Origin of the sequence: Haladaptatus salinisoli, assembly GCF_020614375.1 — an archaeon.
Classification (GTDB): domain Archaea; phylum Halobacteriota; class Halobacteria; order Halobacteriales; family Haladaptataceae; genus Haladaptatus; species Haladaptatus salinisoli.
In genome coordinates this window covers 311,502-327,490 of the sequence record NZ_CP085330.1, presented here as the reverse complement: position 1 = coordinate 327,490, position 15,989 = coordinate 311,502, and the positions used below count along the sequence as shown (strand labels likewise).

The 15,989-nt window shown below is 66.9% G+C and carries 14 protein-coding genes; 11 read left to right on the top strand and 3 right to left on the bottom strand.

The genetic code is table 11. The annotated features are described in order from the left end of the window. The first annotated feature begins 37 nt into the window (after nt 1–37). A complete protein-coding gene (locus LIX00_RS22160; RefSeq protein ID WP_227356694.1) occupies nt 38–745 on the top strand; it encodes a DUF502 domain-containing protein in 708 nt (235 codons plus the stop codon). On the opposite strand, the gene LIX00_RS22155 is transcribed toward LIX00_RS22160, so the two are convergent. Further along, a complete protein-coding gene (locus tag LIX00_RS22155) occupies nt 742–1,971 on the bottom strand; it encodes a Zn-dependent hydrolase (RefSeq protein ID WP_227357173.1) in 1,230 nt (409 codons plus the stop codon). The two genes, LIX00_RS22160 and LIX00_RS22155, sit on opposite strands and share 4 nt — an antisense overlap. Nucleotides 1,972–2,147: 176 nt before the next feature. Here LIX00_RS22155 and LIX00_RS22150 point away from each other — a divergent pair, with 176 nt between their 5' ends. The 5 genes from LIX00_RS22150 to LIX00_RS22130 all read left to right on the top strand — a co-directional run bounded on the left by LIX00_RS22150 (nt 2,148) and on the right by LIX00_RS22130 (nt 7,075). Beyond that, a complete protein-coding gene (locus LIX00_RS22150) occupies nt 2,148–3,035 on the top strand; it encodes an ABC transporter ATP-binding protein (RefSeq protein ID WP_227356693.1) in 888 nt (295 codons plus the stop codon). After that, nucleotides 3,032–4,885, top strand: coding sequence for an ABC transporter permease subunit (locus LIX00_RS22145; protein ID WP_227356692.1), 1,854 nt, complete (start codon nt 3,032–3,034; stop codon nt 4,883–4,885). The genes LIX00_RS22150 and LIX00_RS22145 overlap by 4 nt, the downstream gene beginning before the upstream one ends. After that, nucleotides 4,878–5,927, top strand: a complete 1,050-nt coding sequence (locus tag LIX00_RS22140; RefSeq protein ID WP_227356691.1) for an ABC transporter permease — start codon at nt 4,878–4,880, stop codon at nt 5,925–5,927. Before LIX00_RS22145 ends, LIX00_RS22140 begins: the two co-directional genes overlap by 8 nt. 61 nt (nt 5,928–5,988) lie before the next feature. After that, a complete protein-coding gene (locus LIX00_RS22135) occupies nt 5,989–6,465 on the top strand; it encodes a DUF4112 domain-containing protein (RefSeq protein WP_227356690.1) in 477 nt (158 codons plus the stop codon). 55 nt (nt 6,466–6,520) lie between these two features. Next, nucleotides 6,521–7,075, top strand: coding sequence for an Ntn hydrolase family protein (locus LIX00_RS22130; RefSeq protein WP_227356689.1), 555 nt, complete (start codon nt 6,521–6,523; stop codon nt 7,073–7,075). 27 nt (nt 7,076–7,102) lie between these two features. On the opposite strand, the gene LIX00_RS22125 is transcribed toward LIX00_RS22130, so the two are convergent. Then, entirely contained in the window at nt 7,103–7,231 is a 129-nt protein-coding gene (locus tag LIX00_RS22125; RefSeq protein ID WP_227356688.1) for a glycyl radical enzyme family protein, read from the bottom strand. 393 nt (nt 7,232–7,624) lie between these two features. On the opposite strand from LIX00_RS22125, the gene LIX00_RS22120 reads away from it, so the two are divergent. Together LIX00_RS22120 and LIX00_RS22115 are read left to right on the top strand one after the other, a co-directional pair. After that, nucleotides 7,625–11,464, top strand: coding sequence for a PAS domain S-box protein (locus tag LIX00_RS22120; RefSeq protein WP_227356687.1), 3,840 nt, complete (start codon nt 7,625–7,627; stop codon nt 11,462–11,464). 148 nt (nt 11,465–11,612) lie between these two features. Further along, a complete protein-coding gene (locus LIX00_RS22115) occupies nt 11,613–11,924 on the top strand; it encodes a hypothetical protein (RefSeq protein ID WP_227356686.1) in 312 nt (103 codons plus the stop codon). A gap of 165 nt (nt 11,925–12,089) precedes the next feature. Here the strand turns inward: LIX00_RS22115 and LIX00_RS22110 are convergent, their stop codons facing one another. Then, the gene (locus LIX00_RS22110; RefSeq protein WP_227356685.1) at nt 12,090–12,479 is read right to left on the bottom strand and encodes a DUF7344 domain-containing protein; all 390 of its coding nucleotides are present in this window, start codon (nt 12,477–12,479) and stop codon (nt 12,090–12,092) included. 187 nt (nt 12,480–12,666) lie between these two features. On the opposite strand from LIX00_RS22110, the gene LIX00_RS22105 reads away from it, so the two are divergent. The 3 genes from LIX00_RS22105 (at nt 12,667) to LIX00_RS22095 (ending at nt 15,666) form a co-directional block, all read left to right on the top strand. Next, nucleotides 12,667–13,668, top strand: coding sequence for a Cdc6/Cdc18 family protein (locus LIX00_RS22105; RefSeq protein WP_227356684.1), 1,002 nt, complete (start codon nt 12,667–12,669; stop codon nt 13,666–13,668). 180 nt (nt 13,669–13,848) lie between these two features. Then, nucleotides 13,849–15,231: an aspartate aminotransferase family protein gene (locus LIX00_RS22100; RefSeq protein WP_227356683.1), complete on the top strand. Its 1,383-nt coding sequence runs from the start codon at nt 13,849–13,851 to the stop codon at nt 15,229–15,231. Between the two features lie 45 nt (nt 15,232–15,276). Further along, nucleotides 15,277–15,666 (top strand): Rid family detoxifying hydrolase, encoded by a 390-nt coding sequence (locus LIX00_RS22095; protein ID WP_227356682.1) that lies wholly within the window; start codon nt 15,277–15,279, stop codon nt 15,664–15,666. Nucleotides 15,667–15,989: the final 323 nt, after the last annotated feature.

Sequence of the window (15,989 nt, the reverse complement as noted above, 5' to 3'; positions counted from 1 at the left end):
GGTACGCTCTTTATGTAGTATCCTCGTGTGATGAACGATGGACGATTCTGAGAACCTATCGGTTTTCGAAATGTTACGGGAGGCGGCGCTCACCGGCGTAACCGTCGTCGTTCCGCTGCTCATCACGGTGTACGTCATCGTCGTCCTGCTCGATTTCGTGGCGAAAGTGCTCAAACCGCTGCTCAAGTTCGTGTCGATATCCTCGATATACGTCATGGGGGGTGTCACGGCGGCGACCGTCTTCGGGCTGATACTGGTCGTCGGATTCATCGCGCACTCGCCCTTCGGCGAACGCGCCATCGACGGCTTCGATCGAGTCATCAGTCAGGTGCCGGGGTTCGGCACCGTCTATCGGAGTTTCCGGCGGATGGGCGACGCCATGATAGAGAACGACGCCGACCACTTTCGGGACGTGAAACTGCTCGAATTTCCGACCGCCGACAGCTACACCATCGTCTTCGTGACGGCGAAGACGCCGAAAGGGATTCGGGAATCGGCGGGCGAGGACGCCATGACGACCATTTTCCTCCCGATGGCCCCGAACCCCGTGATGGGCGGGTTCGTCGTCAACGTCCCCGACCGCCAACTGTTGGACGTCGACCTCACCCTCGAAGAAGCGTTCCGGGCCGTCGTCACCAGCGGGGTCGGTATCGACGAGATGAACGTCGGCGGCGACGGACTCTCGGAGGACGAACTCCGGCAATTAACGGGGTACGACCCGGCGACCAGTCGGAACCGCGATTAGCGCGCTAGCGAGGCGAGCGCGCCGGCGAGCACGCGCGTCGAGGCGGCGCAGTCGTCCCAGTCGGTCCACTCGGCTGGGTTGTGCGATACGCCGTCGCGCGAGGGCGCGAACAGCATCGCAGCGTCCGTCACGTCCGCGATTCGCATCGTATCGTGGGCCGCGCCGGAGTGGAGGTCGACGGCGTCGATACCCGCGTCCTCGGCGGCACCGTGCGCCGCCTCCCTGCAGCGGTCGCTCATCTCCGTCGGTTCGAGGTCGAACTCGCGGTCGAACCGCGTTTCGACGCCGCGCTCCGCTTCGAGACGGCTCAGGGAGTCCCGCGCCCGGGAGACGATCTCGTTCATCGCCTCGTAGCGCACGTCGCGGATATCGACGCCCATCTCGACCCGGCCGGGAACGACGTTCGTCGCGTTCGGGCGAACGTCGAGTTTCCCGACCGTCCCGACCGCCGTGTCGCCGACGTCGCGGGCCGCGCGCTCCACGTCGCGGACGAACTCGCTCGCGGCGACCAGCGCGTCGGTCCGGTCCGGCATCGGGGTCGCCCCCGCGTGGTTCGCCTCGCCGACGATTTCGGCGTCGCAGTGCGTGATGCCCGTGATGGTCGTGACGACGCCGACCGGGACGCCGGCGCGTTCGAGGCGCTCGCTCTGTTCGACGTGGAGTTCGAGCCACGCGTCCCACTCGCCCGCGTCGATTCGGCCCTCGCCGCGGAATCCCGCGGCGTCGAGCGCGTCTTCCAGCGTCGTCCGCCCGTCGGTCAGCGCGAGCGCCTCCTCGACCGAGCGGTCCCCCACCGCGACCGACGAGCCGAGCAAGCCGTCGGCGAACCGCTGGCCCTCCTCTTCCGTGAACGAGACGACGTCGACCGGGCGAGTCGGTTCGACGCCGCCGTCCTGCATCGCTCGAACCGCCTCCAACGCGCCGTAGACGCCGAGGGGACCGTCGAAGATGCCGCCCTCCGGAACCGAATCGAGGTGGCTCCCCGCCGCGACGGGGGCGGCGTCCGGGTTCGCGCTCTCGGGCGTCCACCGGCCCGCGATGTTTCCGACGGCGTCCACCCGAACGTCGAGTCCGGCGTCTTCGAGCCGTTCGACGAAGTACTCGCGCGCCCTTCGGTTCGCCTCCGTGCCGGTGAGCACCGTCCGCCCGTGACCCTCGCCGTCGAGCGCGCCGAACTCGGCGTTCGCCTCGATATCGTCCCTGAGTCGCTGACCGTCGACTTCCATGTCACGGCGAAGGCACCCCGCGAGCATGAATCCCGGCGTCTCGGGGCGAAACAGTCGAAAAACGGCCATGTTCTCTCAGCGGAGGCCCGCCCGGTAGGACGATACCGTTCCGCCCGCGGGCGGTCCGCGACTGCCAAACACTCAAGTCCCCCCGGTGTCGAAGATCGAACATCTCTATGATAGAGGTGTTCAATCTGCGGAAAGAATACGGCGATTTCACCGCCGTCGAAGGGAGTCGCTTCTCGGTGTCCGAGGGCGAGGTGTTCGGCGTCATCGGGCCGAACGGGGCCGGGAAGACGACGACGCTGAAGATGCTTTCGGGTCTCATCGAACCGACGAGCGGAACCTCCCGCGTCGCGGGTTACGACGCCCGCGATCCCGAGATGCGGACGAAGTTGGGCTTCCTCCCGGAGGAGTCGCCGCTGTACGAGGACATGACGCCGCTCTCGTATCTCTCGTTCTTCGCCGACCTCTACGACGTTCCGCCCGAGACCGCCGACGAGCGCATCGATCGCACGCTCGACCGCCTCGAACTCGACCACCGCGACCGGCGACTGGGGGACATGTCCAAGGGGATGCGGCGGAAGGTCGCCATCGCGCGGTCGCTGGTTAACGACCCTGCGGTGCTCGTGTACGACGAACCGGCGAGCGGCCTCGACCCCCTCACGACGAACTACATCATCGGGTTCACGCGGGACCTCGCCGCGTCCGGCAAGACCGTCGTCTTCAGCGCGCACAACCTCTTCCACGTCGAGAGCATCTGCGACCGCCTCGTCGTGATGAACGAGGGGTGCATCGTCGCCCGCGGGAGCGTCGAGGACATCCGCGAGGAGCACGGTCGAACCGAGTACCACGTCTCCACCTCGGTCGCGGTCGACGGCGCGGTCGCGGAGAACGGCACCTACCGCCGCGTCGTGGGGAGCATGGACGCCGTCGACGAGACGCGCGAACTCGCGGCGGCCGCCGGGGGGGAGGTCGTCGACATCCGGACGCACGCGCCCAGCCTCGAGGACATCTTCCTCGACCTGTCGAGGGACGCGCCCGACGCGGAGGAGCGGCCGTGAAGCTCCGCAAGACGCTCCGAATCGCGCGCTGGGAGGTCTCCAAGAACGCCGGACAGGTGGACCGGCGGACGCTCGCCCTCGTCGGCGTCGTCCTCCTGTCGGTCGCCGCGCTCGCGCCGACGGTCGCCAGTCGCGGCGTGACCACCGACGACGGAATCTACCGCGTCGGCGTCGCCGAGGACAGTCCGTACTACGACCCGGTCGCGGCCGACCCGGCGTTCGTCGCGGTCGAACCGAACGTCCGGGACCCGCGACTCGGAATCCGACCGAACGACGAGAACGCGGACGTGGTCGTCTGCACCGACGCGACGCCGGGATGTTCGGCGGACGAGGTGCTGTGGGACGATTCGGCGAAAGGCCGGGCCGCCCTCGCCGAACTCGAGGCGTCCGTCGAGCGGTACAACGACCGCCGGATGCTCGACGAGTCCGACCGCGCCGCCGCGTTTCCGGTGAACGTCACCCTGCGCTACGTCGAACAGGACGCGCTCGACCCTGCTGGCGCGAGCGCGTCCGACCCCCGACGAACCGTCACCCGGACGACGAGCGAGGGCGAGGTTCGCTTCGGGGGCGGTGCGCCCGGCGGAGGTGACTCGTCGCCCCCGTCGGTCGGCGCCGGGTCGTCCATCTTCGTCGACAACGAGCGCCGGGGCACGCCCGCCGACATCACCCCGCCGTTCCCCTTCGAGTCGCTGGTGCTCGCGTTCGCGTTCGTCCTGCCGATGAACTTCGTGATTCAGGCGTACGCGAGCAGCATCATGGACGAGCGCGTCAACGACCGGGGCGAACTGCTGTTGGTGTCGCCCGCGTCGCGCGGCGACATCATCGCCGGCAAGACGCTCCCGTACGTCCTCGGCATGGTCGGCATCGCCTCGGCGACCGCGATCGGCGTCGTCGTCCTCGCGCCCGCGGTCGGCGACCGACCGCTCGAAGTCGCCGCGGCCGCGCTCACGTCGGTTACGGCGGTCGTGCCCATCGCGCTGTTGTTCCTCGGGAGCGCGTTCGTCGGGGCGATGTTCTCCCGCTCGTTCAAGGAACTCACGTTCGTGACGGTGTCGCTCTCCGTCTTCCTCACCTCCTACGCGTTCGTCCCGGCCATCTTCGCCAACGTCCATCCCATCGCGTCCATCTCGCCCCTGACGCTGGTGGTGCGCGCGCTCCAAGGCGACCCCGTCTCGCTGGCGAACTACGCCTTCTCGACGCTCCCGCTCTACCTCGCCGCCGGGGTGCTGTTCGCGCTCGGCGCGGGCGTCTACCGCGAGGAGGACATGTTCACGCAGCGTCCGGTACCGCTGAAGGCGCTCGACGCGCTGGACGGTCAACTATCCGGACGGCGGAGCGTCGCGAAGCTGAGCGCCCTCTCCATCCCGTTCGTCTTCGTCGGCGAACTGCTGGCGGTGGCGCTCCTGTTCGCGCTGCCCGTCGAGGTTTCGATTCCCGTCCTGCTCGTCGCCATCGCGTTTATCGAGGAGGTCGCAAAGAGCGTCCACGTCTACGCGGGGTTCGCCCACGGACGATTCGACCGCTCCGTCCGGTCGGCGGCCGCCCTGGGCGCGCTCAGCGGACTCGGCTTCTTCCTCGGCGAGAAGCTGACCGCCGTCGCCCAGTTGGTCGGCCTGCCGAACCTCGAACTCGGACGCGCGACGTTCGGCGTGGCGACCGGCCTCGGCGTGGAGGCGTCGCCGCTCGCGCTGGTCGGATTGCTGTTCGCGCCGCTCGCGCTCCACGCGGTCACCGCGACCGTCACCGCCTTCGGCGCGAGCAAAAACCGGGAGTGGTACGTCGGCGCGCTCGTCTGGGCGACGCTGGTTCACGCCGCCTACAACCTCGCGGTGGTGAACGCCCTTGGATAAGCGCCTCGTCGTCGCTCGGCGGGAACTCGCCTCGCTCCGGAGCGAGAAGACCATCGTGCTGGCGATACTCATCCAGCTGTTCGTCGCCGCGTTCTCGTCGTTCCTCGCCGTCGGTCTCGTCTCGCTGTACGACCCCGGCTCCGTCTCGAACGGGTTCGTCGTCGAGGTCGGCGTCACCGGCGAGGCGGGCGACGACCTCGCGCCCGTAATTCGGGAGAACGACGACTGGCGGGCGGTCGAGTACCGGACGCAGCGGGCCGCGATGGACGACTTCCGCCGCGGTCGAATTCAGGCCGTCCTCCACGTCGAGCGAACCGACGACGGACGGGCGAGAGTCAGGGCCGTCGCGCCGGACGGGAACGTCGGGACGACGGTGGTGGTGAGCCAACTCAAGGAGTTGCTCGGCGAGTTCGAGCGTCGTGAGCGCGCTCGCCTCGATTCGCGGCTCGAACGAACCCCCGTTCGCCCCCCGCCGGAGAGCGGGGCCAGCCCCTACTTCGGCTTCACGTACACCGTGCTCGTCCCGCTGCTGGCCTTCCTGCCGGTGTTCCTGAGCGGGAGCATCGCGGTGGACGCCATCACCGAGGAGTACGACCGCGGGACGCTCGAACTGCTCCGCGCGACCCCGTTGACGAGCGCCGACGTCGTGGACGGGAAGATGCTGGCGATGGGAATCCTCGCGCCCTTACAAGCCGGCGCGTGGCTGGCGCTGCTCTCCCTGAGCGGGACGGCCGTCGCCAACCCCATCGAAATCGTGCTACTCGTGGCCGGATTCTCGGCGAGCGTGGTCTCGATGGGCGCGGTGCTCGCCCTGCGGTTCCGCGACCGGAAGCAAGCGCAGTTCCTCTTCTCGATGGGGGTGTTGCTCGTCTTCGGCGCGACCTACCTGCTCCCGGAATCGCCCGCGAACACGGTCGCGAAGCTCGCTATCGGCAGTCCGACCCCGCTGACGCACGCGATGGTCGGCGTCTACGCGGCGGGGTCGGTCGCGGCGTACATCGGCGTTCGGGCGTTCGTCGGTTCGCGGGGACTCGGGGCGTAGCGAGGCGAACGCTTCCCTCGCAGGCACCGGATTTATTGGACTGCGACGACAGGTATCAGCCATGACCGCGGGCAGAAAACCCTTCGACAGAAACGCCGCGTTCCGCGGCGACCTGGACGACGAACTGCCGGAGACGGTCGACAGGGCGGCCATCGAGCGCATGCGGACGGTCGCGCGAATCTTCGACGACTTCGTCCGGGTCCCGGGGACGGAGTTCCGGGTCGGCATCGACCCCGTGCTCGGCGCGCTCCCGGTCGTCGGCGACGTCATCAGCGCGGGACTCTCGCTGTACATCGTCCTCGAAGCGGCCCGCCTCGGCGTCTCGTACACGACGCTCCTGCGGATGATAGCGAACGTCACCGTCGACGTGGCGGGCGGGTCGCTCCCCTACGTCGGGGGCGTCATCGACGCCGTCTGGAAGTCGAACAAGCGCAACCTCGAACTGGTCATCGAGGACCTCGTGACCGACCCCCTGCGCGACGAGTTCGGCGGCGCGGGGTTCGACGACGACGACGTGGTTGAAATCGAAGTCGAGTGACGGGAGTCAGGTAGTCGGCAACAACTCTCTTTTCCCCGCCGGTCGAACCACGACCATGGCAACTGTACTGGGAATCGCCACCCCCGAGGGTGCCGTGCTCGCGGGCGACCGACGGGAGACGAGCGGCGGGTCGGTCGAGAGCGAGGCGGTGCGGCGGGTGTTCGACTACGACTTCGCCGGGGCCGCCGTCGTCGGCGAGGTCGGGGGGATACAGGAGTTCGATAGGCGGTTCGAAGCCGAACTACGAAGCCACCGGGTCGAAACGGACGAACGGATGACCGTGGACCGCGTCGCCCGGACGGCGAGCGACATCGTGGAGGCGGTCGGGGTCGACGCGCTCGTCGTGGCGCGCGACTCAGAAGGGGAGATTCACCTCCGCGAAATCGGGAGCGACGGGCGCGTCCTCTCGACCGACGCCGCCGCGCTCGGGAGCGGCGCGTCCATCGCGTTCGGCCGCCTCGAAGGCGCGGACACCGACGAGGGACTCGACGCCGTCGAAGAACTCGCTCGAGAGACGCTCCGCGTCGTCGCCCAACGAAATCCGGACACCGGGACCGATATCGACGCGTTCCGTCTCGAACGCGCGACGGACGCGGACGCACCGTCCTGATGCGTCCCCCTCGCCGCTCGCGCGCCGCTACTCCGAGTCCGTCCCGTCTTCGTCGTCGATAACGGTCAGTTCCTCCGACCCGCACACGGAGCACTTCGGACTGAAGATGGTCACCGTCTGTTCCGTTCCGCACTCGTCGCAGACGACCCTCGTCACGCGCCCTCCCCTCGTACCGGCGGTCTTCCGCGTCCGTCGGTAATCGATACCCCGCTCCGCTCGTTGCGTACCGTCCCCCCCGTCGCCACCGGTAGTCGAACGGTCGCTGACAGTTGAGTAGTCGCTGATAGTGTACCGAAATCGATCATCGTTTCGCCTCTAGATTGTCCGCATCGAAAGTGCAATGCTTACCGAGAGGTATCACCGCCACCCCCTAACGGTTGGCTATAATAAATTAGTGTATTATATCCAACCGTTTCGCCGGAGTTCGGCCGACGGCGACTCGGGGAACTTCGCGCGCGGAGCCGTCCCGTACTCTCGCCGGTCGAGAGCGGCCGAAGACGGCGACTTCCGTTGACGGGGATTTAACTGCGCTCGGTGCGACGTCGTCGCATGGGTACGGAGGACTCCTCGCGGGACATCCGAGCCGAAACGCTCGCCGTCTTCGCCACCGCGGACCCCCCATCGGCACCGCTGACGACGAGCGAAGTCGCGGACGTCCTCGACTGCACCCGCCGCGCCGCGTACGACCGATTGAACCGCCTCGCCGAGCGGGGTGAAGTGGAGACCAAGAAGGTCGGCGCTCGCGGACGCGTCTGGTGGCGGCCGCGAGCGGGTGCGGCCGAGGGAGCATCCGACGGCTCGAGCCGCCGGGAGGAGCGCGAGCGCGAACTGCGCGAGACTCGCGAGCGGTTTCGGTCCCTCGTGCGGGAGGTCGAGGAGTACGCCGTCTTCGCGCTCGACGCCGACGGAACGGTCGTCAGTTGGAACGCCGGTGCGAAACGCCTCGTCGGGTACGACGACGAGGAGATAGTCGGCGAGCACGTCTCGACGGTCTATCCGGACGACGCCGTCCGCGACGGCGTTCCGGAACGGAACCTCCGCGCGGCGAACTCGGCCGAGGGATTCCGGACGGAGGGCTGGCGCGTTCGACGGGACGGCTCGCGATTCTGGGCGACCGTCTCGACGACTCCCCGGCGAGACGAGGACGGGAGTTTGCGCGGCTACACGACGGTGGTTCGCGACATGTCCGAACGGCGCGGGTACGAACGGGAACTGCGGGTCGAGCGCAACCGCTTCGAACGAATCCTCGAAACGAGTCCGATAGGTATCGTCGTCTTCTCGGCGGACGGGGGAGTCGTCCGGACGAACGCGCGCGCCGAGGCGATGCTCGCCGCGCCGAGCGACGACATCTCGGAGTTCGACGTCGACGACTGGGAGGCGTACGATGCGTCGGGAGAGCGCCTCCCCTTCGAAGAGTGGCCCTCCGTCCGAAGCCTCGAAACCGGGACGGCGGTGTTCGACCGGGAAGTTCGGCTCGTGGAACCCGACGGGACGAGTCGGTGGGTGTCGGTCAACGCGGCGCCCATCGAGCGGGCGGGTGAACGCGGCGGCGGGCAAGTCGTCACGACGCTCACCGACATCACGCAGTTGAAAGAGCAGGCCCGGCGACTCGAACGACAGCGCGACGACCTCGAGCACGAACTCGACGAGGTGTTCGACCGCGTCGACGACGCGGTCTTCGCGCTCGACGACGAGGGACGGCTCGAGTACGCCAACGAACGAGCGGAGACGTTCCTCGGGGCGGAGGAGTCGGAGCTACTCGGCCGAGTCGTCTGGAACCGCTTCCCCGAAGCTCGGTCGGACGAGGGGTACGACGCCTTCCGGCGCGCGGTCGACTCGCAGGAACCGGTGAGCTACGAGGAGTACTTCGCGCCGCTCGACGCGTGGCTGGAGGTTCACATCTACCCCTCCGAAACGGGCGTCTCGGTGTACCTTCGGGACGTCTCCGAGCGCAAGGAGCGCGAACGCTACGAGACCATCGTCGAGACGCTCTGGGACGGCGTGTACGCGCTCGACCCCGACGATAGATTCGTGCGGGCGAACGAGGCGTTCCTCGAAATGTCCGGCTACGACCGCGACGAGCTAATGGGGATGCACGGGTCGGTCGTCCACTCGGAGGCGATAAACGACACCGCCGCGGAACTCAGCCGAGCGGTACGCGACGGGGAGCGCGACGGCGCGACCCTCGAATTCGACCTCCGGACGGCCGACGGCGAGTCGATACCGGTCGAGAGCCGATTCGGGCCGTACCGCTACGACGACGACTCCTACGCGCGCACCGGCGTCGTCCGGGACGTGACCGGACGCAAGCAGTTCGAGGGGACGCTCAGGGCGCTCCACGATTCCGCCCGCGCGCTCCTCGGCGCGCGGTCGAGGGAAGAGGTCTTCGATATCGTCGTCGACGCGGCGACCGACGTGCTCGACCTCCCCGGCGTCGTCGTCTACCGATTCGACGACGACCGAGACCGACTGTTCCCCGCGGCGAAGTCCGTCGAAACGGGGTTCATGCGCGGAGAATTCCCCGAAATACCGCCGGGCGAGAGCAGTATCACCGGGCGCGTCTTCGCCGAGGGGGAATCTCGCTACTACCGGGACGTTCGCGAATCGCCCGACCTACAGGCCGACGAATCGGTCACGGAGATGCGCTCCGGGCTGTTCGTACCGATGAGCGAGCACGGAATCCTCGTCGTCGGCTCGCGGGCCGTGGGTGCGTTCGACGACGAAACGCGGCAGTTGGTGGAGTTGCTGGCCGCGAACGCCGAGGTGGCGTGCGACCGGGTCGAACGCGAGCGCCAACTCGAGGAGAGCGAACGCCGCTACCGAACGCTCGTCGAAAACTTCCCGAACGGGAGCGTCGCGCTCTACGACGACGAACTTCGGTACACGCTCGTCGAAGGAACGCTGTTCTCGGACTACGGGTTCGACCCGCGGGAGTTCGCCGGCGTCCGCGTCGGCGACCTGTACTCCCGGCCCGAGGTAAGCGAACTGCTCAAAGCGAACTACCGCGCCGCGTTGGCCGGAGAGACCCGCGAGTTCGAGTTCGATTGGGGGGAGCGGTCGTTCAGAGCGTGGTGCCTGCCCGTGACCGACGACGACGGGTCGGTGTTCGCCGGGATGGCCGTGATACGGGACGTCACCGAGCGGGTCGAACGCGAGCGCGAGCTGAACCAACAGCGAGAGCAGTTGGCGGCGCTCAACGACCTGAACGCCGTCGTCAGGGAGATAAACGGCGCGCTCGTCAAGCAGTCCACCCGCGAGGAGATCGAACGGGTGGTGTGCGAGCATCTGGCCGCGTCGAACTCCTACCGGTTCGCGTGGATAAGCGGCGTCGACCCGAAGGCCCGGTCGATAACGCCGCGGGTCGAAGCCGGCGTCGACGGCTACCTCGACGAAATTCCGCTCTCGATCGACCCCGACGACCCGACGAGTCGCGGCCCGACCGGTCGAGCGATTCGAACGAAAGAGATGCAGGTCATGACGGACGTCAGCGCCGACCCGGATTTCGAACCGTGGCGTAAGTACGCGTTCAAGTACGGCTATCGGTCGTCGGCTTCGATTCCGGTCGTCCACGACGACACCCTCTACGGGATTCTGAGCGTTTACACGGAACGCCCCGACGCGTTCGAGAGCGAAGAACGGGAGGTGATCGGACACTTGGGAGAGATCGTCGGCCACGCGATAGCGTCCGTCGAGCGAAAGCAGGCGCTGATGAGCGACGAACTCGTCGAGGTCGAACTGCTCGTCCGAGACGTCTTCGAGGCGGTGGGCATCGAAGCGTCGGCCGACGACACGATAGTCCTCGACCGAACCGTCCCCATCGGCGACGGGACGTACCTCCAGTACGGAACGACGACCGACGAGACGTGGGACGCGTTCGAGACGCTCTTCGAGCGACTCCCGGGCTGGGAGGAACTGACGAAACTAAGCGAGAAGTTCGGCGATATCCGGTTCGAGCTTCGTCTCTCGGAAGCGCCCGTGGTCTCGGCCGTGGCGTCCCACGGCGGTTACATCGAGCGAGTCGCCGTCGGAGACGGTGACTTTCACATGACCATCCACCTCCCCCCGAGCGCGGACGTGAGGCGCGTCATCGACACGGTTCAACGCGAGATTCCCGACGCCGAGATGGTGACGCGGCGACAGGCGACCCGCTACGACGTGGCGTCGGATCGGACTGAGCGAGTCTTCGCGGAGGAACTGACCGAGCGTCAGCGGGTCGCCCTCGAAACGGCGTTCTACTCGGGCTTCTTCGAGTGGCCCCGCGACAGCACCGGCGAGGACGTCGCAGACTCGCTCGGCGTCAGCGCGCCGACGTTCCACCGGCACGTCCGCCTCGCGGAACGAAAGCTCTTCGACGCGCTGTTCACCGAACCGACCGCGAGCGGCGGATAGGACGCGACCGCGGACGTCGTCTACGTCCGGGTCGCGCACCCTACGACGACGCGGGAACGGCCGATTTTCGCCGGAGGTCCCTTTCAGGTTAGGTACGAGACTGAAATCGACGCATTGGTATCGCTCCAGTGCCCAAGAACGCTACGGCGTGCGAACGGTCTCGGAGCCGGGGCGAATCGCACCGATACTCATGTTCGACCGATTCACGAACGCGTCCGAGAAGCGACCTGATCTCGACCGGGACCACCGGGTCGAGATTCGATGTCCGGAGACGTTAGAACCGATAGCGACCGAACACACGGACCCCGACGACTGGGACACCGACGTGCGCGACGGGGAGGGAATCGCCACGTACGACTGCCCGGAGTGCGGGGGCGAACACTGCTACCTCTGGGGGCCGCCCGTCCCGCTCCTCCAAACCGACGAGGAGGACGAACCGTCCCTGTTCGGCGACGAGTAGCCCCGTCGCGCCCCGCGCGGGCGACGCAGTTGCGGGAGGGCCCCCGCCCGGCATCCTCGACAGCGACCGAACGACGGTCGAATCGCCGTCGCTCATCGCTATCGCTCGAACGCGCCGAAATCGTCGAAAAGCGAGCTCGTCGGAGGCGGTCGGCCGTCCCGTTCGTCAGGTCGTCTCCTCGGATCGAATCAGGAGTAGCCAGTCGTCGAGGCGGTCGACGCGCCGGTAGCGAACGTCTCGGCCGTCGCGCTCGATAACGCCCGCGTCTTCGAGTTTCGGAAGGTGAGCGTGCGAGAGCATCACCGCGAACTCGCGAGCTCGTTCGTCCAGCGATTCGTCCTTCCGTCGCCGGAGTTGCTCCGCGAGTTCGCTGACCGTCGCGGTTTCGTCCGGTCTCTCCCTGAGAAATTCGAGAACCGCTCTCCGCTCCCAGCTAGCGAGCAGTTCCAGCGTCGTGCTGACCGAGAGCGAGACGGTTCGCGTCGGGGCGGCGTTCCCTTCTGGAACGTTATCAGTGTCGATGGAGTTCGTTTCCTCTCCCTCCTTGGTAGACATACTCTTACACCGTCTATGGTGATGATAGGATACCACGTAAGAGTTTCGCCGAATTTCGTCTTGGATATCTCCTCACCGAGATGTATTTATCAATTCATCTCCTTTGGGTAACTCGGAACGAATCGGAAGAATCGGAACCGACGCAGTTTCGTTTATTACGTCGGACGAAATATCGACCCCGTAGACCATGATACGCGATGCTCGCGTCTTACAGTCCCAGTTCATCCCCGACGAGGTCGAGCATCGCAATCCCGAGGTAAACGCCCTGTCGAACGCGCTCAGGCCCATCATGGACGGGCGGACCGGGGAAACGTCGCTCCTGCTCGGGCCGTCCGGTGCGGGAAAGACCTGCATCGCCAACTACACCGTCGAGCGCCTGCGCGAGAACGTTCTCGACATCGACACCCGGTACGTAAACTGCTGGCAGGAGTACACCCGGTTTCAGGTGCTCTACCGACTGCTCGAGGGCATCGGCCGGACGGTCGACATCCACCGCCGGTCGACGCCGAAGGACGAACTGCTCGACCGACTTCGGGAGTACGACGGCCCGCAGTTCGTCGTCATCCTCGACGAGGTCGACCAACTCGAGGACAAAAGCGTCCTCTACGACCTCTACCGGATGCGGAACGTCTCGACGATACTCATCACCAATCGGGAAGCGGAGCTGTTCAGTCAACTCGACGGTCGCCTGACCAGCCGGTTGCAGACCTGCGTCCGCATCCCCTTCGAGAAGTACCACCTCGACGAACTCGTCTCCATCCTCCGCGCCCGCGCTCGATGGGGGCTCTCGGAGGACGCCGTCGAAGACGAGCAGTTGACCGTCATCGCCGACGCCGCGGCGGGGGACGCCCGCGTCGCCATCGGTATCCTCAGAAACGCGGCACGGCGCGCCGACCAGTCGGGCGCGGAGCGAATCACGACCGACGTCGTCCGCGAGGCGATTCCGGACGGCCGCCACGAAGTTCGCCAGAAGACCGTCGAACAGCTCAATCCGCACCAGCGCACGCTCTACGAGGTGCTACGGGAGGAAGGGGAACTCGACCCCGGAGCGCTCTACGACGCCTACGCGAAGCGCGTCGACGAGCCGAAGACGAAACGGACGGTTCGCAACTACCTCGCCAAGATGGATCACTATCGGCTCGTCGTCGCCGACGGGAAGAATCGCGCGCGGACGTACCGTCCCCGCTGAGTTCCGTCCCGCGATCTCGCGCGTCTCGAGGCTCGTCGGCGCGCCGTCGGCACGGTACGAAGAACGCGTCCGAAGTCGCCAACCGCCGAACTCGAACCGCCATCCGAGTTCAATTTTCGTTTATGGCCTGAATGGTATCCGTGGACAACTTATTTATAACTGTTCCGCATGGGTTCTCGTATGACGGCCGGTCCACCCATCGACCAACTGCACTACGAGGACGCACCGAACGTCGACGCCGTGCCGGGGCCGAACTCCCGAGAACTGCTGGAAAAACAGCGCGAAATCGACAGTAGCGCCGTCGCCTATCCGGAGGACATTCCGGTCGCCTTCGAGGAGGGCAAGGGGGCGACGATTCGCGACGCCGATGGGAACACGTTCATCGACATGTTCGCCGGTATCGGCGTGTTGAACGTGGGACACGGGAACCCCTACGTGCTCGAAGCGGTGCACGAACAGGCGGATAAACTCGTCCACACGGTCGATTTTCCGAGCGACGCGCGCCTCGAACTCATCGAAAAGTTGGACGAGATAGCGCCGGGTGAATTACGGGGAGACAACCGCGTCGTCTTCGGCGGACCGACCGGGAGCGACGCCATCGAGGCCGCCATCAAACTCGCCAAGTACAACACGGACGGGGACGGCCTCATCGCCTTCCGGGGTGCCTATCACGGCGCGACCAGCGGCGCGATGAGCCTCACCGGAAACAAGGGGTTCAAGGGCCACTACACGCCGCTCCTCTCGGACGTCGTCCACGCGCCGTACCCCCACCCGTTCGGACAGGAGAAGACCCCGCAGGAGGCGGTCGACCACGCGCTCGAGGAGGTACGGGCGATACTCGAAGACCCCTACGGCGGTCTCGCCAACCCGGCGGGCATCTTCGTCGAGCCGATTCAGGGCGAGGGGGGCGTCATCACGCCGCCGAAAGGCTTCCTCGAAGGATTGCGCGAAATCGCCGACGACAACGACGTGCTGCTCGTCTTCGACGAGATTCAGAGCGGACTCGGACGGTCCGGCCGGTGGTGGGCGAGCGAGTGGTACGACGTGACGCCCGACGCGATGACGACGGCCAAGGCGCTCGGCGGCGTCGGCTTCCCGCTCTCGGCGACGATGTACCGCGAGGACCTCGACACGTGGGGGTCGGGCGACCACGCGGGAACGTACCGCGGTCACGTGGTGGCGATGCGCGCGGGCACGCGGGCCATCGAGTACATCCAGGACCACGACCTGCTCGCCCACGGGCGGGAGGTCGGCGACTACATCCGCGACCGACTGCGCGAGGCCGCGGCGGAGACCGGTCGACTCGGCGAAGTTCGCGGCGAGGGACTGTTCATCGGCGCCGAGTTCGTCGACGCCGACGGGGAACCGGACGACGACACCGTCAAAGCCGTCCAGCGGTACTGCTACGAGCACGGCGTCCTCGTCTGGAAGGCCGGACGACACGGGAACGTCCTCCGCCTGCTCCCGCCGCTGGTGCTCACCGAGGAACTCGCCGAGCGGGCGATGGACGTCATCGTCGAGGCCATACAAGAGGTCACGGCCGAACGACAGAGCGCCGCCTGAATCGCTTTCCGACCGCTGCGTACGCTTTCGACACACAACACGACCATGAGCGACACCGACCGAATCATCACCGACGACGCACCGCGCAACGACAACCCGTACTCGCAGGGCGTTCGCGCCGGCGACACGCTGTACGTCTCCGGTTACGGTCCCGTCGACCCCGAAACCGGCGACGACGTGGACGGCGACATCCGGGCGCAGACCGGGCGGGTTTTGGACAACATCGCCGCCGTCGTGAGCGAGGCGGGCGGCGACGGGCTCGACGACGTGGTCAAGGTCACCGTCTACCTGACGAATCTCGACGACTACGACGCGGTCAACGAGGCCTACGGCGCACGATTCGCCGGCGACCCGCCCGCGAGGGTCTGCGTCGAAGTTTCTCGTCTTCCGGGAGACGTGCGCGTCGAGATGGACGCCGTGGCGTATCTGGGCTGAGAATTCGAAACGGAGCCGGTCGTTTCCGCCCCGTCGAAACTCCCGATCCCGGTCGGGGGTGCGACGTCGCGCTACCGGTACGGCGCGTACCGGTCGCCGGCTGACCCATTCGAGTCCGCCGCACTCCCTTTCGGACCGGTGAACTTTTCGGCCGGTGATGCCGCGTGACGACGCCGCGGAGAGGACGCAGGGTAAACCGTCCTCTGACAGGAGCGCCAACGGAGAGAAATACGGAAACGGTCGCGTCAGCGGATGGCACTGCGATCGCCTTCGAACGGACGCGAAGCGGGCCCGACGCGGGGAGACTGGCGCTCGCGTGGGCT

Excerpts from the sequence above, each read along its gene's own strand:
- LIX00_RS22130 (WP_227356689.1), top strand. The coding sequence starts at position 6,521 with ATGGCAACTGTACTGGGAATCGCCACCCCCGAGGGTGCCGTGCTCGCG.
- LIX00_RS22160 (WP_227356694.1), top strand. The coding sequence starts at position 38 with ATGGACGATTCTGAGAACCTATCGGTTTTCGAAATGTTACGGGAGGCG.
- LIX00_RS22135 (WP_227356690.1), top strand. The coding sequence starts at position 5,989 with ATGACCGCGGGCAGAAAACCCTTCGACAGAAACGCCGCGTTCCGCGGC.
- LIX00_RS22155 (WP_227357173.1), bottom strand. The coding sequence starts at position 1,971 with ATGGAAGTCGACGGTCAGCGACTCAGGGACGATATCGAGGCGAACGCC.
- LIX00_RS22105 (WP_227356684.1), top strand. The coding sequence starts at position 12,667 with ATGATACGCGATGCTCGCGTCTTACAGTCCCAGTTCATCCCCGACGAG.
- LIX00_RS22120 (WP_227356687.1), top strand. The coding sequence starts at position 7,625 with ATGGGTACGGAGGACTCCTCGCGGGACATCCGAGCCGAAACGCTCGCC.
- LIX00_RS22100 (WP_227356683.1), top strand. The coding sequence starts at position 13,849 with ATGACGGCCGGTCCACCCATCGACCAACTGCACTACGAGGACGCACCG.
- LIX00_RS22095 (WP_227356682.1), top strand. The coding sequence starts at position 15,277 with ATGAGCGACACCGACCGAATCATCACCGACGACGCACCGCGCAACGAC.
- LIX00_RS22150 (WP_227356693.1), top strand. The coding sequence starts at position 2,148 with ATGATAGAGGTGTTCAATCTGCGGAAAGAATACGGCGATTTCACCGCC.
- LIX00_RS22110 (WP_227356685.1), bottom strand. The coding sequence starts at position 12,479 with ATGTCTACCAAGGAGGGAGAGGAAACGAACTCCATCGACACTGATAAC.